Raw genomic sequence first — 19,901 nt, forward strand, 5'->3', positions numbered from 1 at the left:
GTTCATCGGCGCACGGCGGGCAGGGGCGGATCGACTTCGTACCCGGGGGAGCCCATGTCCGAGGTGCATCCGCAGAACATGGGGCCCGAGGGGGTCATGTCGACGGTTCCCGGGGAACAACCGAAATCGGCGGAACGACTGTCCCTTCCGCCGCCGCCCCCCGGCCGCCCGGCCGAACCGCCGGCGACCGGGCCGACCCTTGCCCCCGGCCCTCGACCCCGACCGGCACCCCGCGCACGGAAAGGTTCACGTGGACGCGACCGACCGACACGACCGCCCCCGCGAGACCGCGGGCACCTTGCGGGCGCATTGGGCCTGGTACCACGACGGTCGGGTGCCGGCGTGCAGCGCGGGGCCGGAACGGCGGGCTCACTTCGAACGACTGGTGCGACCCACCCTCGACGAGTACGCGCCGCCCGGGTGGGTGGGACTGACCAGTACCGGCCGCGAGGACCCGTTCGTCGCGATGACCCTGCGCGATGCGGACGGGGTCCGCTACTTCACCGCGCCGTACGCCGAGATCGCCGCCGCCGAGGCCGGTTACACCGCGCTGTGGCTGGCCTTTCGCGGCATCGAACTGCCCACCGACCGGGAGCGACCGCTGCGGGTCCGGCTGCCCGGCTCGCCGGGCGCGGTCGGCCTGCGGGCGGACGACTTCGCATGGCTCGCGGGTGTGGCGGCGGCGGTCCTGGCCGGCCCGGTGGTGATCACCGGCGCGGACCACCTGGACACCCGGAGCCGATTGGAACTCCTGGACCGAGTGGCCGCGTTGTTGCCGTACGGCTGCCGCGCCGGCCTGCGCTTCGCGACCTCGATGGGCTCCACCGGGCGACTGCGACCACGGCTGGTTTTCGGCCGGGTGCCCGCGCCCGGCACGGTGCGGGTGGCCCTGGACGGCATGCCCGACCTGCCCGACCTGCCCGCGGCCCGTGCCTACCTGGGCGAACTGACCACGCTGCGCCGCCGGGTCGGGCTCGACCCGCTGATCGCCGCCCTCGCCACGCTGCACGAACCGGGCACGCCCGCCGCCGGGGATCACCTGCTCGGGCTGCTCGCCGAGGCGGGAGCCCGGGCCGCCGGGATGGGCGCGGGCGGCGACGCGCCGCGTACGGCCGCCGAGTTCGTGGGCGCCGCCGCGGCCGGCCCCGCCTCGCGGGCACCCGCGGTCGAGGCCCGCCCCGCGTCGATGCTGGACCGGTTGCTGAGCGGGGACACCACGCTGGCCGCCCCGATCGCCGAGCGCTGGCGGGCGGAGGACGGCGACGAGGTGACCCGGGACATGGCCGCCGCGCTGCGGGCCCGGCCGGCCGGGTTGGCGGTCGGCTGGAACACGGCGGTGGCGGCCGGCCGGGGTGATCGGCTCGTCCACGTCCTGCTCGGCCCGGTCCCGCCGCTGCTCGCCGGCGCCACCCCGCCCGCGGGCACCGAACTGCGTGCCCCGCACGGCGCGGATGCGGCGACGGACGGCGCGGGCCGGATCGACGGCGGCTCGGTCTCGCCCGAGGCGCTGGTCGCGGACCTGTGCCGACTGCTGGGCCCGGCGCCGACCACCGACGTGCCCGCGCTCTACGACGCGCTGTGGAACCACCCGGTGGTGCTGCGCCGGCTCCTGGACACCTCGGGACCGGATCTGCGCGCGTGGCTGGAGGTGATCCGGCCGTGGGACGACCGGGCGCCCGAATGGCTCGCGCCGTACGCGCTGTTGGTGGGCGAGCGGTTGCGGACCGCCGAGATACCGAGCGCCGAGGCGGTGTTCACACTGCGCGTGGCCGGGCACACCGACCCCGCCACGATCGCCGCCGTCCTGCACGACCTGTGGCCGACCCTGGTCCCGCTCACCGACCGCCGCGCGGACCCGGCCGCGCAGGGCCTGGCCGCGCTCCTGGGCACTCCGCTGGGCGCCCAGGCCCCGGTCGCCGCCCGAGTACGCGCCGACGTGCTGCGGCTGGCGCTGGGCGGCGCGCCCACGGACGGGCCGTACGTCGCGGCGGATCTGCTGGCGCTGCGCCGGGAGCCGGTCGCCCAGGGGCGGTTCGCCGGCTGGATCGCCGCACTGTTGCGGGCCATGCCGGTCACCGCCGAACTGCTCGGCGAACTGGTCCGGGCCGACGACCCGGCGGTCACCGCCGCGGTCGCCGACGCGGTGCTCGCCGACCCCCGCCTCGCCGAGCTGCCCGGACTGGACAACGCGTGGTGGGCCGCGGTCGCCCGGGCCCGCCCGGAACTGGCCGCGCGCGCCGCGAGCGGCTGGTTCCGGGACGCGCTGCGCGGGGCGGACGCCGAAGCGGTGGCCCGGGTGTGGGCGGGGGAGATCGTCGACGGCCCGGCCCGTGCGCGCCGCGACCTGTACGTGCACGAGGTCGGCCGCTGGTGGCACGGCGCCGGCGACCGCGAGCGGGACCGACTGCTGCCCCACCTGGAACGCGAACTGACCGCCCGTGGGCCGACCCCGGCCCAGGCGCGCGAGGAACTGCGGGCGATCCGGGTCCTGATCGCCGCGCACAGCTGGGGGCCGGAGGCCGCACTGTTGATCGTCGAGCGCGAACAGGACGAGTTCGACGCGTTCCGCCGACACCTCAAACAACTGCGGGCCGCGCTCAAACACGGCGAAGGGCCGCGTGCGCTCGCCGTCGCGGTGGTTCTGACCCTGATCGCGCTGTGCGCCGCGGTGCCCGCGCACGACTCGGTGGCGGCCCCGCAGCCGGCGGCGGTCGGTGCCGAACCCCCCGATCCGTACGGCGCAGAACGGCTGATCGCGAGCCTGGGCGCGGATCGCGAGGGCGCGAACTACGTGATCCTGGTGGATGCCTCGGAGTCGATGAACCGCACCGGTCGCTACGCCGCGGTCAAGACCGCGATGACCGCGTTCCTGGGCCGGCTCACCCCGTCCGACCGGGTCTCGCTGATCAGTTTCGACACCACCGCGACCGAGTACGGCAACGGCCTGGAGCCGGTCACCGATCCGGCCGCGATGGCCGCGCGGCTGCCCGCCCCGCGGGTCGGTGATCCGACGGAGGGCGACCCGGCGGGCACCGTGCCGCCGAGGCGGACGGCGGAGCCCGCCGATCTGCACGCCGCGCTCGACCGGGCACTGACCGTGCTGCGCACGTCCGCGCCCAACTCGGTGAACGGGGTGCTGCTGCTCTCGGACGCGACCCGCGACGCGGTCGGCCCGGACCTGCGCAGGGACTTCGACCGGCTCGGCGAGGAGGGCCGCACGGTCACCGGCTTCGCGATCCCCCTGGCGAGCGACGCCGGCGCGGGACCGGCTCTACAGCGGGTGCTGCCGGACACCCGCATCCTGCGGGACAACCCGGCCGACCCGGGCACCGGCCTGACCCAGGCCCGTACCGGCCTGCAACTGCGCAGCGCCGCCCGGATCGTGGCGGCGGACAAGGACGGCGGGGTGCAGGCCACGTGGTTGATGCCGCCGGCCGAGCAGCCGGACGCGCTGGACTGCCGCACGTTCCGACCGGTGCCGTCGAACACCCGGCTCGACCTGTCCTCGGGCCGCGAGTTGTGCCTGCGCCTGGTCGCGACCACGACCCGGGTCCCGCTCCAGGTCACCCGGCTGCGGGTGGACGGCGTCGGGGTGGTCGGCCTCAAGGACGGCGCGCCGCTGCTGGCGCCGGGCCGACCCGTCTACTTCTCGGTCAACCTCGCCGCGCGCACGCACCGCACCGACGGCATGTGGAAGGACGCCGGCCACTACGAGGCCAAGGCGCACGTGGTCGGGGAGGTGCGCACCCCGCTGGCCGAGTCGTTCAAGGAGCACCTCCCGGACACCCGACTCGAACTGCGGCCGGAGGTGTCCGGCGACGACCTGCTGTACCGGGGCGACGAACGGGTGGACCTCAGCTGGTGGCCGTGGCTGCTGGTGGGCCTGGGTACGCTCGCGTTCGGCGGCGCCGTGTGGTTCGGGTGGTCATGGGTAGGCCCCCGGGTCCGCCGCCGCCGGGTACCGTGACCGGCATGCGGATTTTTGTCGTGGACGCGTTCACCGACCGACCGTTCCGAGGCAATCCGGCGGGGGTGTGTCTGCCCGATTCCGCGCATGTGGACGACGTCGCCTGGATGCAGTCGGTCGCGACCGAGCTACGGCATTCCGAGACCGCGTTCGTGGTGCCCACCGCGGGCGTCGACGCGGACTTCGCACTGCGCTGGTTCACCCCGCAGACCGAGGTGGACCTGTGCGGGCACGCGACCCTGGCGACGGCGCACGTGCTGTTCGGGCAGGGCCTGGCGAGCACTTCGCGGATCCGCTTCGCGACCCGCAGCGGGGTGCTCACCGCGACCCTGGACAGCTCCGGCGTGCTCCTGGACTTCCCCGCGCTGCCGCCGCGCGAGGTGCCGGTACCGGCCGACCTGGGCCTGGCCCTGGGGGTCGAGCCGATCCGGGTGGCCGCGGGCGGCGACGACCTGCTGGTGGAGGTGGCGTCCGAGGCGGCCGTACGGGCGGTGGTCCCGGACCCGGAGATGATCGCCGCGTTGCCGTACCGGGCGTTGATCGTCACCGCCGCGGGCGAGGGCCGGGCCGACTTCGTCTCGCGCGTGTTCGCGCCCTCGGTGGGCATTGCCGAGGACCCGGTCACCGGTTCGGCGCACTGTGTGCTCGGGCCGTACTGGGCGCCGCGCCTGGACCGCAGGCGGATGAACGGCGCGCAACTGTCCGCGCGCGGCGGCACGGTCGGCGTGGAGTTGGTCGGCGATCGGGTGCGGCTGTCGGGACGTGCGGTCACGGTGCTGGAGGGAGACCTGGTCACCGACTGAGCGGGTCGGGGCCGAGCGGCGGGGACCGCGCGAGTCCGGGCCGGGCGGCTCGGGATTGCGCGGGGCGGACTTCGGTGGCTCGACGGCGCTCGACCCGGCGCCGCCCGGATCGGCGGAAACGGCGGTGGATCATTGTGCCCGCCGTTGCTAGCGTGCGGGCACCAACCGACCTGACACACCGTCAGCAGAGCCGGGAGTCGCACCATGTCCGAGGCCGTCAGCTACAACGCATCCCACCTGGGGCTGTGTGTCACCGATCTGGACCGGGCGATGCGGTTCTACTGCGACGGCCTGGGCTTCGCCCCCGTGGTGCGCTACGACGTGGGCAACGAGGTCGCGCACACCCTGGAGGTCGAGGGTGACGTGCGCCTGGTGTCGCAGATGATCGCCAAGGCGGGCATGGTCGTGGAACTGCTGCACTACGCCTCGCCGGACCCGCTGGGCGAGCCGTCGCGGCGGCGCAACCAGCTCGGACTGACCCACCTGTCCTTCATCGTCGAGGACGTGGACGCCGCCGCGGCCCGCCTGGTCGAGTACGGCGGCACGCTCCTGGCCGACACGCGGGCCAGTCTGCGCAGCGACACCGGCTCCACCGAACTGGTCTTCCTGGCCGACCCGGACGGGACCCGGGTGGAACTGATGAAGCTCGAGGGCTGACCGGCGCGGGACCCGGCCGGCACGGAAGCGGCCCGAGGTCCGACCGCACGCAACCCGCAGGCGCTCACTCGGTCAGCCCCGTCATCACGTCGCGCAGGCACCCGCGCAGCCACGCATGCCCGGGATCGGCGTTGTTGCGCGGATGCCAGGCCAGGCCCATCGGCAACGGCGGCAGGTCCAGCGGCACCTCGAACGTGCGCAACCCCATCTCCGCGACCATCGTGGTGAGTTGCTCCGCGACCAGGCCGACCAGGTCGCCCGCCCGGAGGATGAACAGCGAGGACGGGAAGGTCGGCACGGTGCCCACCACCCGGCGGGTCAGGCCCAGTTCGGCGAGCGCGGCGTCGACCGGTCCGTGCAGCTTGCCCCGGCGCGAGACGATCAGATGCTCGGCGGCGGCGAACCGCTCGGGGGTGCAACGCCCCTCCAGCAGCGGGTGACCGACCCGTACGCACGCGACCATGCGGTCGTCGAAGAGGTGCTCGGTGTGCACCTCCGGCGAGACGGTGTCGATCACGCCCACCTCCAGGTCGGCGATCCCCTCACGCAGCGCCGGAGCGTCGACGTAGCCCTCCCCGAGGAACTTCAGCCGCACCCCCGGCGCCTCCCGCGCCGCACGCGCGAACAGCGTCTCGGCGCACGCCGCGGTGAAGGCGTCGTGTGCGAGGACGGTGAAGGTGCGGGAAAGGGTGCGCAGATCCACCTCGCCGGCGGCGGTGAACAGGGTGCGGGCGCGTTCCACGATGACGCGCACCTCGGCCCGGATGGCCAGCGCGTGCGGAGTGGGCACCATCGAGCGGCCGGCCCGGACCAGGATCGGGTCGCCCAGCGCCTTGCGGATCCGGCCGAGCGTACGGCTCATCGCGGGCTCGGACAGATGCATGCGCTGCGCCGCGCCGGAGACGCTGCACTCCTCCAGGAGTGCGTCCAGCGCGGTGAGCAGATTGAGGTCCATCCCCGATTGCGTCACATGCATCCTTTCCATGCAGAACATGCACTGGAGTCAATCGACGTCTCACCCTACGGTGAAGAGGTCCGGACACGCAGTTCCCCGCATCACCCCTTCCTCTTCCGTCAGTCGGCTCCTCCTGGGGGACCCATGTCCACGCCTGTCCGGGCCACGTCGGCGCCTCGCGCCGACAGCCCCGAACCCGACCGTGCCGGCGCATCGCGCGCCGTGCTGCTCGCGATGTGCGCCTGCGTGCTGGTCGCGCAGAGCATGGTCGCCGCCATCAACCTGGCCATTCCGCAACTGGCCGCGTCCCGGTTGCACCCGTCCGCCGACAGCATCCTGTGGATCGTCGACGCGTACGTGATCGTCTTCGCCGGACTGCTCATCCCGGCCGGCGCCCTCGGCGACCGCTACGGCCGCAAGGGCGCGCTGCTCGCCGGGCTCGGCGTGTTCGCCGCCGGCGCCACGGTCAGCGCGCTCGCCACGAACTCGGCCACGCTGATCGCCGGCCGCGGTATCTCCGGGGCGGGCGCCGCGCTGATCATGCCCGCGACCATGTCCATCCTGATGCACGTCTTCCCGGCCGAGCGCCGGCCACAGGCGATGGCGTCCTGGACCCTCGCGGTCGGCCTGGGCGGTCTGCTCGGCAACGTGGGCGGCGGCCTGGTCCAGGAATACCTGCCCTGGCAGGGCCTGTTCTGGATCATGGTCCCCTCGGCCGCGGTGCTCGCCGCGGTCGTGCAACGGGTCACCCCGCGTACCGGCACGCACCCGGCGGCGCTCGACCCGATGGGATCCGCACTGCTGATCACCGGTCTGGTCGCGGTGTTGTACGGGATCATCGAGGGCCCGGAGTTCGGTTGGGGCTCCGGCCACGTGATCGGCGGCTTCGGGCTCGGCGGCCTGCTGCTGGCCGGCTTCGTGCTGCACGCGCTGCGCGCCGAGCACCCGCTGCTCGACCCGCGGGTATTCAAGTCCGCCAAGCTCCGGGCCGGCGTGCTCGGCATCGGTGCGAGCTTCTTCGGGCTGTTCGCGCTGTTCTTCATCAATGCCCAGTACCTGCAATACGTGAAGGGCTTCTCGGCGCTGCGCGCCGGATTTGCCATCATCCCGCTCACGGTCGGCATGGCGCTCGCGCCCAAGGTCGCGGTCAAGGCGCAACAGCGGTTCGGAACCCGGCCGTTGGTGGTGTTCGGGTTGAGTCTGATCGGAATCGGACTGCTGTGCATGGCGAGCGTGGACGCACACACGCCGTACGCGGTGTACGCCGGGTTCCTGTTGATCCTGTCGGCGGGCACCGGTCTGTGCGCGCCCGCGCTGTCCTTCGGGGTGGTCTCCGAACTCCCGGCCCATCAGGCGGGGTTGGGCTCGGGGCTGAACACCGCTGCCCGCGAGGTCGGTGCCGCGTTGGGAGTCGCCGTGTTCGGCACCGTCCTGGCCGCCCGGTTCTCCGGTCAGCCGGCCGTGGAACTGGCCCGGACAGAGGGCGCGGAACACGCCCGCGTCGTGGACTCGTTCACCGACGCGATGTCGGTCGGCTTCCTGGTCGTCAGCGGCCTGCTGCTGGCGATCACGGCGGTGGTCGCGATGGGCTACCGGGATCGCGCGCACGCCTCGGCCGCTCCGATCGCCTCGGGCGGTGCCGCATGAATGGGGCCACGAGTCGCCGACGTGGGCCGGTGGGCAGGCTGCTCGACCGGGTGTTCCTGACCGGCACGATCGTGGAGACCGAGCCGATCGCGGCCCGGATGCGGCGGATCCGGATCGGCGACGCCTCGCTGCGCGAACTGGCCTGCCGACCCGGGCAACAGGTCCGGGTGCACGTCAACGACATGCTCTCGATCGCGGGTTGGCGCCAGGGCCCGGGCAACCTGCTGCGCACCTACTCGGTGTGGGAGCACGACCCGGCGGCCGGGACGCTGGACCTGTGCGTGCTGGACCACGACGGTGGCCCGGGGCCGGGAGCCGCGTGGGGTCGGGCGGCGCGACCCGGCGACCGGGTCCGGTTCGGCCGACCCGAGGGCGGCTTCGTGCTGCGTCCGGATGCGCCCTACCACGTGTTCGTGGGCGAGGAGACCGCATCGGTGGCGCTGGGCGCGATGATCGCGGCGGTGGGTCCGGCGCTGAACGTGTACGGGGTGATCGAGACCGCGACCGAGGCCGACCGGCTGCCGATGCCGCACGCCGAGCGGCTCACCTGGCTGACTCGCGGCGACGCGTCGGCGGCGTCCTCGGCGACCCTGGCCGAGGCGGTCGGCCGGCTGGCGCTGCCGGCGACGCCGGGCATCGCCTATGTGGCGGGTGAGGCGAAGACGGTCAAGCTGGTCCGCGACCGGCTCGTCGCCGACCACGGCTGGGACCGCCGGTCGGTGATCACCAAGCCCTTCTGGTCTCCAGGGAGGACGGGCATGGAATGACCGCGGTCGGCCCGGTACGTCCGGTGTGGCCGAGCCGACTTCGGGCGCCGGTCGAGTCGATGTCGACTCGACCGGCGCCCGCGCGTCCATCACCGGGGCCGTCCCGGGCGCCCGGCCTCCCGGGTCGCCCGGTCGGGCTCCGCTACAGCGTGAGCAGAGCGCGGATCGGGCGGGTCGGATCGGTCAGCGGGCGCATCGCCAACCGGATCAGGGCGAGCGGATTGTCGTCGCCGGCGATCCGGTTCGCGCCCAGTGCCCCGCAGGACTGGCACTGATGGATCAGCTGCCATTCGCCGTCCGCCCGAACCGACATGCTCAGCACGGTCATTCGGCCCCGACAGTCGGCCGCCCGATCGCCCGGGACGCGGCGATCGAGGTGCAGGCTGGTGAGGCAGTGCGGACAGTGGTTGCGGTGTGCCGTACCGGGCGCGAGCAACGGCACGTCGAGCCGACAACCGACGCAGCGGAAGGCGTCGCCGCGCCCGGTCCGTCCGTGAGTGACGTCCTTGTACCGCTGCGGGCGCCGGTCGGCCGGTTTGCGTCGGGCCACCGTCACCACTCCCCGAACACTTCGAGCGGGAACGGGGGTTGGGCCAGCGGCCGGACGGCCATCCGAATCAGGATGAGCTGGTTGTCGTCCGGAGCGATGGCATTCGAGGTCAGTTCGTCACACCGGATGCATCGATGCACGATCATCCAGTCGCCGCTGCGCAGCACCGCGATCGAGATCGGCGACATCCGCGCCGCGCACTCGGACGGTCCGCCCTCGACCCGGTCGAGGACGTGCCGGGAGTGCAGGCAGCTCGGGCAGTGGTTGCGCCGGCCGCCGGCCGGATCGACGGTGGTCACGGTGAGCCCGCAGCGGACACAGTCGAAGGTGTCGGTGCGCGGTGGGACGGTGTGTTGTTTACCGGAGTTGTGGCTGCCGGTGGACACTCGGAAATCTCCTTGCCGGAGGCGGAAGCGAAGACAGCAAGGAAGCGCCGAGCGCTCTCGGGAGGGGCCGTCGGCTCGACCCGCCGCGGCGAACGCGGACGGGCCGGCGCGGCCACCGGGAGGATCAGCGGCGGTCGGGGGGATCCCCGACGCCGGATCCGGCCACGGTCTGGTGAGGCGCGCTCGGCGCGGACAGGGGCATCAACACCTGATTTCCGATGAGGGTGGACGTCCGCGCTGCGCGGACGTGACCGGGCGAACGTAACAGCGGGCGCGGCGACGGGGCCAACGATTTTCATTCGCCGGCGAGCAGCGAGCCCAAGCCGCGAACGCGAGCCACGAGTCTCACGCCCCGAGCCGCGAACGCGAGCCACGGGGGCCGAGCCCCGAGCCGCGACCCGAGGCCGCCATCCCGGACCGCGACCCGAGCCGCGGCGCGGCCCGATCCGCCCGGGCGCCCGATCGGTCCTGCCAGACTGGTCCGATGATCGTCAGACTCGCGCAGGCGGTGGACCGGCCCGGACTTCTGGCCCTGGCCGCCGAGGTGGAGCACTGGTTCGGACCGATGGTGGAGGAGTCCGGATTCCACACCGCGCTGGACGAGCACATCGGCGCCGGCCTGGCACTCGTGGTCCCGCGGGACTCGGGGCCCGGGCTGCTCGGCGGCCTGCTGTTCGGCACCGAACCGCCGGTGCACCACGTGCACTGGCTGGTGGTGTCCGAGGCCGCCCGGGGCCGCGGCGTGGGCCGGGCGCTGATGGCGGAGGCGACGCGTCGGTACGTGCGCGGGCCGGGCACCATCGAGTTGATCACCTTCGGGGCGGACCACCCGGGCGCGATCGAGGGCGGCTCCCGGGCGTTCTACGCGTCGCTCGGCTTCGTCGCCGCGGAGCCGGCCGAGCGTGGCCCGGAAGGCGGTTCGCGACAGGTGTTCCGCCGGACGGTGGACCGGGCACCGTCGCCCGACCGGCGGCGCTGACCGGTCGGTCGACGGCTGCGCCGCCGGTGCCGCGCGGCACCGGGACGGGACTACCCGGTCACACCACGCCGAACGCGGTCATCGCCTCGGCGACGCGCAGGAAGCCGGCGACGTTGGCGCCCAATACGTAGTCGCCCTCGTGGCCGTGCTCGGCGGCCGTTTCCAGGCACGTGGCGTGGATGTCGCGCATGATCGCACCCAGTCGGGCGTCGGTGTCGGCGAAGCTCCACGACGTGCGGGCCGCGTTCTGCGCCATCTCCAGGGCCGAGGTGGCCACACCACCCGCGTTCGCCGCCTTGCCCGGTGCGAACGGCACGTCCGCCGCGCGGAAGACGTGCACCGCGTCCGGGGTGCACGGCATGTTGGCGCCCTCCGCGACCGCCATCAGACCGTGCTTGACCAGGTGCGCGGCAGCCGCACCGGACAGCTCGTTCTGCGTTGCGCAAGGCAGCGCGACATCGCACGGGACCTCCCAGACCGAGCCGCCCGACACGTAGCGCGCGTGCGGCACACGGTCCGCGTACTCCGCGATCCGTCCGCGCCGCTCCAGCTTGATCTCCTTGAGCAGATCCAGGTCGATGCCCTTGTCGTCGACGATGTAGCCGGCCGAGTCGGACGCCGCCACGACCTTGGCGCCGAGTTCGCGGGCCTTCTCGATGGCGAAGATCGACACGTTGCCCGAACCGGAGACCACCGCCCGGCGATCCATCAGGTCGTCACCGCGCACCCGCAACATCTCGGCCAGGAAGTACACACAGCCGTAGCCGGTGGCCTCGGTGCGCACCTGCGAACCGCCCCAGCCCAGCCCCTTGCCGGTGAGCACGCCGGACTCGTACCGGTTGGTGATCCGGCGGTACTGGCCGAACAGATAGCCGATCTCCCGCCCGCCGACGCCGATGTCGCCCGCCGGCACGTCGGTGTGCTCGCCCAGGTGCCGGTACAGCTCGGTCATGAACGATTGACAAAAGCGCATCACCTCGGCGTCCGAGCGACCCTTCGGGTCGAAGTCCGACCCGCCCTTCCCGCCGCCGATGCCCAGCCCGGTCAGGGCGTTCTTGAAGATCTGTTCGAAGCCGAGGAACTTGACCACGCTCAGGTTGACCGAGGGATGGAAGCGCAGTCCGCCCTTGTACGGACCGAGCGCGCCGTTGAACTCGACCCGGAAGCCGCGGTTGACCCGGACTCGACCGGAGTCGTCGGTCCACGGCACCCGGAACAGCACCTGGCGTTCGGGCTCCACGAGCCGCTCCAGCAGTGCCGCGTCGGCGAGTTCGGGTCGCCTGATCAGCGCAGTGGCGAGGCTTTCCAACACCTCGTGCACCGCCTGGTGGAACTCGGGCTCGCCGGGGTTGCGGCGCAGCACCTCGTCGAAGGTCGTTGCCGCAGGACCGGTGAGCTCGGCGAATGTCTGGGGACTCATGGGTGGTTGTCCTTCCGTCGACGGGCGCGTCGCGGGCGATCGCACTGCGGTCACGCTATCCGTCCCGCGGCCCCGGACGATCGTCGGCGGGTCGGCGCGTCGGGATGAGGGAACGCCCTCGTTCCTGTCGAACCCTCACCCGACGGGCGCGTCGCGGGCGATCGCACTGCGGTCACGCTATCCGTCCCGCGGCCCCGGACGATCGTCGGCGGGTCGGCGCGTCGGGATGAGGGAACGCCCTCGTTCCTGTCGAACCCTCACCTGCGATGCTGCATCCCGTGTGGCCCATAAGATTTGATGCAGCGTCACGTCGAGTGGCGGCCCTGACACTCGTGCTCCTGACGACCGCGTGCGGGACGGGCGGGTCGGGCGGCGCCGACGCGCGGTCCGAGCCGTCGGCCCGGTTCACCCCGATCGAGGTCGGTAAGCCCGATCCGGTGCTCGCACCCCCGGCGCCGGCGCCGGCGTGCGACCCGAGTCGGAGTCTGACCCCGACCACCTCGGCCCGGGCGGGCGCGATGCCGGCCGGTTCGACGATGCGGGCGATCCAGGACCGGGGGCGGCTGGTGGTCGGTGTCGACCAGAACACCCGGATGTTCTCCGCGCGCAGCCTGGACAAAGAGGAACTCGAAGGCTTCGACATCGACCTGGCCCGGGAGGTGGCCCGGGCGATCTTCGGCGACGCGGACCGGGTCCAGTTCAAGACCATCCCGCCCGGTCGCCGGATCGACGTCCTGGTCAACGGCGAGGTGGACATGGTCGTGGACGCGATGACCATAACCTGCGAGCGTATGCAGCAGGTGGAGTTCTCCGCCGCGTACCTGGAGGACGCGCTGCGCTTCCTGGTGCCCAAGAAGACGAAGGTGGCGAGCCTGGCCGATCTGGCCGGACAGTACGTGTGCGTGTCCTCGAACACCACGCCCGAGCGCCGGGTGGCCGAGTCCAAGGCCCGGGTGTACGCGGTCGCGGACCGCACCGACTGCCTGGTCGCCCTCCAGGAGGGCCGGGTGGCCGCGGTGTACACCAACGCGTCGCTCCTGGAGAGCCTGCGGGAGCAGGACCCGCGGCTGGAGGTGGTCGGGCCGACCGCCGTGGAGGAGGTCAAGGGCATCGCGGTGCCCAAGGGGCAGACCGACTTCGTGCGCTTCCTCAACGGCGTGCTGGAGCAGTTGAAGAGCAGCAACCGGTGGCAGGGGCTGTACGACAAGTGGCTGCGCGCCGCGCTCGGGCCGGCCAAGCCGCCGACCACCACCTACGACGGATGACCGTTGTGGCAGCGGTTACTGACGATGCGTCAGGTCGCTGCTACGTTGCCGCCATGTTCCTTTCGCTCGGACTGCCCACGCACCTGGTCGAGGCCGGCGCCGATCTGATCAGCGCCGAGGCCGTGATGGAGATGTCCCGCGCGGCCGAGTCCGCCGGGTTCGACGCGGTCTTCACCACCGACCATCCGTTCCCCGGCGACCAGTGGCTCGCCCACGGCGGTCACCACACGCTCGACCCGATGGTCACGCTGTCCTTCGCGGCGGCGGCCACCACTCGGCTGCGGCTGCACACCAACCTGTTCGTACCGGCGTACCGCAATCCGTACCTGTCCGCGAAGATGATCTCCTCGCTGGACGCGCTGTCCGGCGGTCGGGTGATCCTGGGCGTGGGCGCGGGCTACCTGGAGCCCGAGTTCGCCGCGCTGGGCGCCGACTACGCGAACCGCAACGACGTGCTGGACGACGCGCTGCGGGCGATGCGCGCGGCGTGGACCGGGGAGAGCGTGGGCGGCAACACCATGCGCCCGCGGCCGGCACAGCCGCGGATCCCGATCTGGGTGGGCGGCAACAGCAAGCGGGCGATCCGGCGAGTGGTGGACCTGTGCGACGGCTGGCTGCCGATGCCGGCCCCGGCGGGCGCGTCCAAGTACCTCAAGACCCCGGGCCTGGAGACGCTCGCCGACCTGGCGGCGCGGCTGGACTACGCCCGCGAGTACGCGGCCTCGGTGGGCCGTACCGATCCGATCGACGTCACCTTCATGCCGCGCGGGATGAGCATGTTCGACGGCGACGGCATCGACCACGAGGCGATCGTCGCCGACCTGACCGAGCAGGCCGAGGCCGGGGTGACCGGGGTGACGCTGACGCTGCCGGCCACGTCGCGGGCGCAGTACCTGGAGCAGACCGCCGCGTTCGGCGAGCTGGTCGTGCCGCGGGTGAAGAAACTGGTCGTGCGTCCGCTCCTGGGCTGAGCGGGCGGAGCCCGGCGCCGATCCGACGCCGGGCTCCGCGCGGTATCACCGGCTCACTGGCCGTAGGAGCCGATGAAGTCGCCGATCCGGGTGATCGCGTCGGTCAGGTCGTCGACCTGGGGGAGGGTCACGACGCGGAAGTGGTCCGGCTGGTGCCAGTTGAATCCGGTGCCCTGCACGACCAGGATCCGCTGGCTCTGGAGCAGGTCGAAGACGAACTTCTCGTCGTCGACGATCTTGCACACGTCCGGGTCGATCCGCGGGAACGCGTACAGCGCACCCTTGGGCTTGACGCAGGTCACCCCCGGGATCGAGGTCAGCGCCTGGTACGCGGCGTCGCGCTGGGCGTGCAGCCGGCCGCCGGGCAGGATCAGGTCGTTGATGCTCTGGTAGCCGCCCAGCGCGGTGGCGATCGCGTGCTGCGAGGGCACGTTCGCGCACAGGCGCATGTTGGCCAGGATGTTCAGGCCCTCGATGTAGTTGGCCGCGTGCCGCTTGGGACCGGACAGCAGCAGCCACCCGGAGCGGAACCCGGCCACCCGGTATGCCTTGGACAGGCCGTTGAAGGTCAGGCACAGCAGATCCGGCGCGAGCGAGGCGAGCGGGATGTGCACGGCGTCGTCGTAGAGGATCTTGTCGTAGATCTCGTCGGCGAGGAGGAGGAGCCCGTGCCGACGGGCGAGCTCGACGATGCCTTCCAGGATCGGCTGCGGGTAGACCGAGCCGGTCGGGTTGTTCGGATTGATCACCACGATCGCGCGGGTGCGGTCGGTGATCTTGGCCGCGATGTCGTCGAGGTCGGGATACCACTCCGCGCCCTCGTCGCACAGGTAGTGCACCGGGGTACCGCCGGACAGGCTCACCGCGGCCGTCCACAGCGGGTAGTCCGGCATCGGCACGAGCACCTCGTCGCCGTTGTTCAACAGCGCCTGCAGAGCCATCACGATCAGCTCGGACACGCCGTTGCCCAGGTAGACGTCGTCGACGTCGACGCCCTCGATGCCGCGCGTCTGGTAGTGCTGCACCACCGCCCTGCGGGCGGACAGCACGCCCTTGGAGTCCGAGTAGCCCTGCGCGGCCGGCAGGTTGCGGATCATGTCGTGCAGGATCTCGTCGGGTGCCTCGAAGCCGAACGGCGCCGGGTTGCCGATGTTCAGCTTGAGGATCCGGTGACCCTCGTCCTCCAGGCGTTTCGCCTCGTCGAGGACCGGGCCGCGGATGTCGTAACAGACGTCCGCGAGCTTCCCCGACTGGCGCACCTCGGGCAACGGACGATGTTGTGACTGCGACAACTCTTCGACGCTCACCTGGATATCTCCTCCTCGCAGGGCAATCGCCCGCGCGATCCTCGGGTGCACGGTGTGCGCGGGCGACGCTGCGAGTCTTCCACGCCCGGGGTCCGGCACGCAGTGGGATATTTGCCACGTGGATCACCCGGTACCCGCCCGGGACCGAGCCGGCACCCGCTCGTGACGCCTCCGGTTGGACGACAAGAGTTCATCCGCGCGTTGCCCGCGTGGCAGATCCAAATCACCCGAGGGCGCGTTCGCGGTGCCACCCTGCCGCATATGGACGTGTCGTACTTCTACGGAACTGCGGGCGAAATCGACGCCGCGAGTCTGTACCGGCTGCTGACGCTGCGCAGCCGGGTATTCGTGGTCGCACGTCGACAGCCCTGGCTCGATCCCGACGGGCGTGACATCGAGCCCGGAACCGCGCACCTGTGGGCGGAACAGGACGGCGTGGCGGTGTCCACGCTGCGGCTGACCGAGGAGGGGGACGGCCTGTTGCGGATGGGCCGCGTGTGCACGTTGTTGTCGCACCGACGGCAGGGGCACGCCACCGTCCTGGTCCGGCACGCCCTGGTCCTGGCGGGCCCGCGCCCGGTGATCTCCGACGTGTACGCGCGCAGCGCCGACTGGTTCACCCGTCGCGGCTTCGAACCGCGCGGCGGGCGCACCGTCGTGGACGGCGAGCCGCACACCTCGATCCGGCACGTCCCCGCGGCGCGACGCGCACCGGCGCCGTCCGGCGGCTCCGGTCCGGGGCACCGGGGCGGCGGGTACGTACCGGCCTGGGCGTCGACCTGAGCGAGGCGCTGCTCGGCACGGGCGGCGGCCCGACGAGCCGCTGACGCGACGGGCCGGGCCCGCGCGGCGCCGTTCGGCACACGTGCGCACGCACGCGGCGCGCAGGCCCACCCGGCACGCGCGCACGCGTGCCGGGTGCCGGCCGGAAACCGCCGGCCGCGTGCGCCCCACGGCGGTGCCGGGACGTGTTTGGATGGCCTCTCGCGTCGGGGAGGGATCGGCCATGCGATTTGTAGTCCTGGGGGCCGGGGCAATCGGCAGCGTCCTCGGTGCTCGCCTCGCGCAGTCGGGGCACGGGGTGCACCTGGTGGGCCGGCGCGCCCACGTCGACGCCATCCGTGCGCACGGGCTGCGGGTCCGGTTCCCGGACGGCGAGGACGTCGTGCGTCTCGACGCGGTGACCGACATCGCGACGCTGGACCCGCTCGTGGACTGGGCCGACGTCGATGCGGTGGTGCTGTGCGTGAAGTCCCAGGACACCGCAGGCGCCCTGCGCGAGCTGGCCCGTTACGCCCCTTCGCGGGTGCCGATCCTGTGTGCGCAAAACGGCGTGGCCAACGAGGACACCGCGCTGCGCCTGTTCGCGAACGTGTACGGCGTCCTGGTCGCGTGCCCGACCGCCTTCCTCGAACCCGGCATCGTGCACGCCTACTCGTCGCCGGTGACCGGAGTCCTCGACATCGGCCGCCACCCGCGCGGTCGGGACGCGTTCGCGGCCCAGGTGTCACGTGTCTTGTCGGGCGCCGGCTACGGCTCCGACGTGTTCGAGGACATCACCGCGTACAAGTACGGCAAGCTGGTGACCAACCTGGGCAACGCGGTCGAGGCCCTGTGCGGCCCGAGCGCGCGCGGCGGGAATCTGGACCGACTGGCCATGGACGAGGCCCGCACGGTGCTCTTCTCGGCCGGCATCCACGCCGAGTTCGCGCCGGTGAGCCCGCTCGTGCAGGTGCGCCCGGTGGGCGGCGAGCGGCGCCCCGGCGGCTCGTCCTGGCAGAGCCTGTACCGCCGTACCGGCGGCATCGAGACGGACTATCTCAACGGCGAGATCGTCCGGATCGGCCGGCTGCACGGCGTGCCGACCCCGGTCAACGCCGAGTTGCAGCGTGCGGCGAACCGATTGGTCGCGACCGGCGGCGAACCCGGCTCGGTGTCCGAACTCGACCTGCTCCGCGCCGTCGTGGACGGCCGGGATTCGACCCGCTGAGGACGGTCGGCATGCGATCCGGTGGTCGGGGGAGACCCCGACGGTCGGATTCGAACGGCGGAGCGGAGGGCGCCCCGGCAGTCGGGTTCGACTACCGGGACGCCCTGCGCGGAACCGGCTGGTGCGTCGGCGGCACGGGCCGGCCGAGCCGCAGCCGGTGATCGGTGATCCGGGCGACCCACATCAGTCGGCTTCCGCCAGGATCAGGTAGAGCCGCTTGCGCGTGTCGGTGACGACCTCCAGGGCCTTGGCCCGCTGCGCCTCGGTGCCGTTCATCATCAACTGGCGCAGTGCGTCGCCGATGCCGTGCATCGCCGAGCGCAGGTCGTGGACCGCCTCGAAGTCGACGCCCTGGCTGGCCTCGTCCCAGGGCTTGGTGCCCTCGGGGAGCGCGGCGGCCTCCTCGCGGCCGGCGTCGGTGAGGGTGAACAGCTTGCGGCCGCTGCCCTCGACACCCTCGATCACGCCCTCGTCCTCCAGGAGCTGGAGGGTCGGGTAGACCGAACCGGGGCTGGGCTTCCACACCCCGCCGGTGCGTTCGCCGATCTCCTGGATCATTTCGTAGCCGTGCATCGGCCGTTCGGTGAGCAGGGACAGGATCGATGCGCGCACGTCGCCGCGGCGGGCGCGACCGCGCCCACGGCCTCGACCGCGCCCCTCCGGTCCGCCACGGCCACCGTGGCCGTGCCCGCGTCCCCACGGGCCGGGGCCGGGCGGCCCCCACGGTCCGAAGGCCGGGCGGTTCTGTCCTTCTGCGCCCCACAGGGGGCGTCCTTTGCTGCGGTGCATGAGTTTTCTCCTTGTGCAGAGGCGACTCGTCGAGCCGCCGATCTCGGGTACGGCCTTCCGGGTGATCTTCCGGTGGGCCAGTGTGCGTATCGCGATCGTTCGCGATGGCTCAACGATATATCGGGAGTGCTTCTTTCGCAAGCATGTGATTGCGGTCCGCTCAGCCGGGTGTCCGTGGGCGGCACGTCGGCTTCGAGTGCTGGTCGGAGCGGGATCGCCTGATCCTGTTGGTCTTCGATCCGCAGGTGGTGGGGATCGCCTCGCAGCGGTTCCGGATGTACTGGCACGACGGTGAGCGGGAGCGTCGGCACGCCCCTGACTACTTCGTGCGTCGCGAGGACGGCTCGGCTGTGGTGGTCGACGTTCGCGCCGACGCTCGGATCGAGGCGCGGGATGTCGAGGCGTTCGATGTGACGAGTCCTTCGGGGCGTGTGGTCGTCGATCGGTTCGGGCGATCGGGAGGCCCCTTCGCGGCGGTCCTGCGCAGGATCTCCACGGAACCCGCACGAGGCGGACGCATGAGACGCGTTGGGCGAAGGTCGCTCACGGGTAGATTTCGGTCGATGGCTCTTGGTGATCGAACGGCGTGGGGAGAGGGCTGTGTGGACCTGGTTGGCGGTGGGGGTGGTCGCATACCTGGCGTTCCTCGCGTGCGTGATCGTGGTGCTTCGGGGCGCCAAGGCGCGGGCTCGGGTGGAGCGGAGCGCCGACATGCAGGCGGCCGGGGTGCCGGTGCCCGCGGGTGAGCCGGCGGCGGTCGCGTCGCTGCCCGAGAGCAATCGACCGGGGCCCGAGCCGTCGATCGAGGACGACGAGGCGCGCGCACATCCGCTGCCCGACGAGCACGCTCGACCGGTGCGCGGGTGTGATCCGGGACCGTCCGGACCGCCCGCTCCGCCCGCCTCGCGGGTCCGGGGCTGAACCCGCCCACGGTTTTCCGGCCTGGGCGCAGGGTAGGCGCGGCGCATGGCTGATCCGATTGTTGTCACCACCACCCACGACGGGGACGACCAGCGCCCGCTCGGCGAATTGGTCCCGGCACCCGACCGCGTGATGAGGGTCGCCGAGATGATTCGCCACCTGCTGGAGGAACTGCGCGACGCGCCGTTGGACGAGTCCGGCCGGGACCGCGTGCGCACCGTCTACGAGCGCTCGCTGCCCGAACTGCGGCGCTCGCTCGCGCCCGACCTGTACGAGGAGCTGGAGCGGCTCACCCGCCCCTTCGCCGACGGCGGTGCGCCGAGCGTGGCGGAACTGCGGATAGTGCACGCCCAGCTGATCGGCTGGTTGGAAGGGTTGTGGGGCGGCATCCGGTTGACCCTGATGTTGCGCAACAACGCCGAGGTGGGGCCGCCCGGGCTCCCGGGCGGGGAGGACGACGGCTCGTATCTGTGAGTGCGGGCCGGGGCGACGTCGGGCCGCCGGTCGTGAGGATGCGGCGGCGGCCC

The 19,901-nt window shown here is 72.5% G+C and carries 18 protein-coding genes; 12 read left to right on the forward strand and 6 right to left on the reverse strand.

Translation table 11 applies throughout. The features are described 5' to 3' along the window. Nucleotides 1-250: 250 nt before the first annotated feature. The 3 genes from ACZOOI_RS27430 to ACZOOI_RS27440 all read left to right on the forward strand — a co-directional run bounded on the left by ACZOOI_RS27430 (nt 251) and on the right by ACZOOI_RS27440 (nt 5,427). A complete protein-coding gene (locus ACZOOI_RS27430; protein WP_465278332.1) occupies nt 251-3,967 on the forward strand; it encodes a VWA domain-containing protein in 3,717 nt (1,238 codons plus the stop codon). A 5-nt stretch (nt 3,968-3,972) separates the two neighbouring features. After that, nucleotides 3,973-4,770, forward strand: coding sequence for a PhzF family phenazine biosynthesis protein (locus ACZOOI_RS27435; protein WP_465278333.1), 798 nt, complete (start codon nt 3,973-3,975; stop codon nt 4,768-4,770). A 204-nt stretch (nt 4,771-4,974) separates the two neighbouring features. After that, nucleotides 4,975-5,427 carry a VOC family protein gene (locus ACZOOI_RS27440; RefSeq protein WP_465278334.1) on the forward strand — a complete coding sequence of 151 codons (453 nt, stop codon included), beginning with the start codon at nt 4,975-4,977 and terminating at the stop codon, nt 5,425-5,427. 64 nt (nt 5,428-5,491) lie between these two features. Here ACZOOI_RS27440 and ACZOOI_RS27445 read toward each other — a convergent pair whose 3' ends face one another. Then, a complete protein-coding gene (locus ACZOOI_RS27445; RefSeq protein WP_465278335.1) occupies nt 5,492-6,403 on the reverse strand; it encodes a LysR family transcriptional regulator in 912 nt (303 codons plus the stop codon). A 123-nt stretch (nt 6,404-6,526) separates the two neighbouring features. On the opposite strand from ACZOOI_RS27445, the gene ACZOOI_RS27450 reads away from it, so the two are divergent. Both ACZOOI_RS27450 and ACZOOI_RS27455 read left to right on the forward strand, forming a co-directional pair. After that, nucleotides 6,527-8,029, forward strand: coding sequence for an MFS transporter (locus ACZOOI_RS27450; protein WP_465278336.1), 1,503 nt, complete (start codon nt 6,527-6,529; stop codon nt 8,027-8,029). Then, complete coding sequence (locus tag ACZOOI_RS27455; protein WP_465278337.1) at nt 8,026-8,796, forward strand: siderophore-interacting protein; 771 nt, start codon at nt 8,026-8,028, stop codon at nt 8,794-8,796. The genes ACZOOI_RS27450 and ACZOOI_RS27455 overlap by 4 nt, the downstream gene beginning before the upstream one ends. A 142-nt stretch (nt 8,797-8,938) precedes the next feature. Here ACZOOI_RS27455 and ACZOOI_RS27460 read toward each other — a convergent pair whose 3' ends face one another. Continuing rightward, nucleotides 8,939-9,346, reverse strand: coding sequence for an RNHCP domain-containing protein (locus ACZOOI_RS27460; RefSeq protein ID WP_391582071.1), 408 nt, complete (start codon nt 9,344-9,346; stop codon nt 8,939-8,941). Nucleotides 9,347-9,348: 2 nt separating this feature from the next. After that, on the reverse strand, nt 9,349-9,732 hold the full coding sequence (locus ACZOOI_RS27465; protein WP_391582072.1) for an RNHCP domain-containing protein: 384 nt from the start codon (nt 9,730-9,732) through the stop codon (nt 9,349-9,351). 484 nt (nt 9,733-10,216) lie between these two features. On the opposite strand from ACZOOI_RS27465, the gene ACZOOI_RS27470 reads away from it, so the two are divergent. Continuing rightward, nucleotides 10,217-10,711, forward strand: coding sequence for a GNAT family N-acetyltransferase (locus ACZOOI_RS27470; protein ID WP_465278338.1), 495 nt, complete (start codon nt 10,217-10,219; stop codon nt 10,709-10,711). A gap of 58 nt (nt 10,712-10,769) precedes the next feature. Here the strand turns inward: ACZOOI_RS27470 and gdhA are convergent, their stop codons facing one another. Beyond that, nucleotides 10,770-12,131: an NADP-specific glutamate dehydrogenase gene (gene gdhA / locus ACZOOI_RS27475; RefSeq protein ID WP_465278339.1), complete on the reverse strand. Its 1,362-nt coding sequence runs from the start codon at nt 12,129-12,131 to the stop codon at nt 10,770-10,772. A gap of 314 nt (nt 12,132-12,445) precedes the next feature. Between gdhA and ACZOOI_RS27480 the strand changes: the two genes are divergently transcribed. Beyond that, nucleotides 12,446-13,396, forward strand: coding sequence for a glutamate ABC transporter substrate-binding protein (locus ACZOOI_RS27480; protein ID WP_465278340.1), 951 nt, complete (start codon nt 12,446-12,448; stop codon nt 13,394-13,396). 53 nt (nt 13,397-13,449) lie between these two features. Continuing rightward, entirely contained in the window at nt 13,450-14,367 is a 918-nt protein-coding gene (locus ACZOOI_RS27485) for an LLM class F420-dependent oxidoreductase (protein WP_465278341.1), read from the forward strand. 53 nt (nt 14,368-14,420) lie between these two features. Here the strand turns inward: ACZOOI_RS27485 and ACZOOI_RS27490 are convergent, their stop codons facing one another. Next, entirely contained in the window at nt 14,421-15,635 is a 1,215-nt protein-coding gene (locus tag ACZOOI_RS27490) for a pyridoxal phosphate-dependent aminotransferase (protein WP_465281300.1), read from the reverse strand. A gap of 300 nt (nt 15,636-15,935) precedes the next feature. On the opposite strand from ACZOOI_RS27490, the gene ACZOOI_RS27495 reads away from it, so the two are divergent. Both ACZOOI_RS27495 and ACZOOI_RS27500 read left to right on the forward strand, forming a co-directional pair. Beyond that, nucleotides 15,936-16,457, forward strand: a complete 522-nt coding sequence (locus ACZOOI_RS27495; protein ID WP_396004870.1) for a GNAT family N-acetyltransferase — start codon at nt 15,936-15,938, stop codon at nt 16,455-16,457. Nucleotides 16,458-16,680: 223 nt separating this feature from the next. Beyond that, the gene (locus ACZOOI_RS27500) at nt 16,681-17,664 is read left to right on the forward strand and encodes a ketopantoate reductase family protein (RefSeq protein WP_465278342.1); all 984 of its coding nucleotides are present in this window, start codon (nt 16,681-16,683) and stop codon (nt 17,662-17,664) included. Nucleotides 17,665-17,847: 183 nt separating this feature from the next. Here the strand turns inward: ACZOOI_RS27500 and ACZOOI_RS27505 are convergent, their stop codons facing one another. Next, nucleotides 17,848-18,453, reverse strand: a complete 606-nt coding sequence (locus tag ACZOOI_RS27505; protein ID WP_465278343.1) for a PadR family transcriptional regulator — start codon at nt 18,451-18,453, stop codon at nt 17,848-17,850. A gap of 600 nt (nt 18,454-19,053) precedes the next feature. Between ACZOOI_RS27505 and ACZOOI_RS27510 the strand changes: the two genes are divergently transcribed. Continuing rightward, complete coding sequence (locus ACZOOI_RS27510; RefSeq protein ID WP_465278344.1) at nt 19,054-19,374, forward strand: hypothetical protein; 321 nt, start codon at nt 19,054-19,056, stop codon at nt 19,372-19,374. Between the two features lie 45 nt (nt 19,375-19,419). Then, nucleotides 19,420-19,848 carry a proteasome activator gene (locus ACZOOI_RS27515; protein ID WP_465278345.1) on the forward strand — a complete coding sequence of 143 codons (429 nt, stop codon included), beginning with the start codon at nt 19,420-19,422 and terminating at the stop codon, nt 19,846-19,848. Nucleotides 19,849-19,901 lie beyond the last annotated feature (53 nt).

This window comes from Embleya sp. L77, assembly GCF_055557415.1.

Bases quoted from the DNA above. Each gene is read 5' to 3' on its own strand.
- ACZOOI_RS27440 (WP_465278334.1), top strand. From the start codon at position 4,975: ATGTCCGAGGCCGTCAGCTACAACGCATCCCACCTGGGGCTGTGTGTC.
- ACZOOI_RS27470 (WP_465278338.1), top strand. From the start codon at position 10,217: ATGATCGTCAGACTCGCGCAGGCGGTGGACCGGCCCGGACTTCTGGCC.
- ACZOOI_RS27445 (WP_465278335.1), bottom strand. From the start codon at position 6,403: ATGCATGTGACGCAATCGGGGATGGACCTCAATCTGCTCACCGCGCTG.
- ACZOOI_RS27485 (WP_465278341.1), top strand. From the start codon at position 13,450: ATGTTCCTTTCGCTCGGACTGCCCACGCACCTGGTCGAGGCCGGCGCC.
- ACZOOI_RS27505 (WP_465278343.1), bottom strand. From the start codon at position 18,453: ATGCACCGCAGCAAAGGACGCCCCCTGTGGGGCGCAGAAGGACAGAAC.
- ACZOOI_RS27495 (WP_396004870.1), top strand. From the start codon at position 15,936: ATGGACGTGTCGTACTTCTACGGAACTGCGGGCGAAATCGACGCCGCG.
- ACZOOI_RS27455 (WP_465278337.1), top strand. From the start codon at position 8,026: ATGAATGGGGCCACGAGTCGCCGACGTGGGCCGGTGGGCAGGCTGCTC.
- ACZOOI_RS27515 (WP_465278345.1), top strand. From the start codon at position 19,420: ATGGCTGATCCGATTGTTGTCACCACCACCCACGACGGGGACGACCAG.
- ACZOOI_RS27500 (WP_465278342.1), top strand. From the start codon at position 16,681: ATGCGATTTGTAGTCCTGGGGGCCGGGGCAATCGGCAGCGTCCTCGGT.
- gdhA (WP_465278339.1), bottom strand. From the start codon at position 12,131: ATGAGTCCCCAGACATTCGCCGAGCTCACCGGTCCTGCGGCAACGACC.
- ACZOOI_RS27435 (WP_465278333.1), top strand. From the start codon at position 3,973: ATGCGGATTTTTGTCGTGGACGCGTTCACCGACCGACCGTTCCGAGGC.
- ACZOOI_RS27450 (WP_465278336.1), top strand. From the start codon at position 6,527: ATGTCCACGCCTGTCCGGGCCACGTCGGCGCCTCGCGCCGACAGCCCC.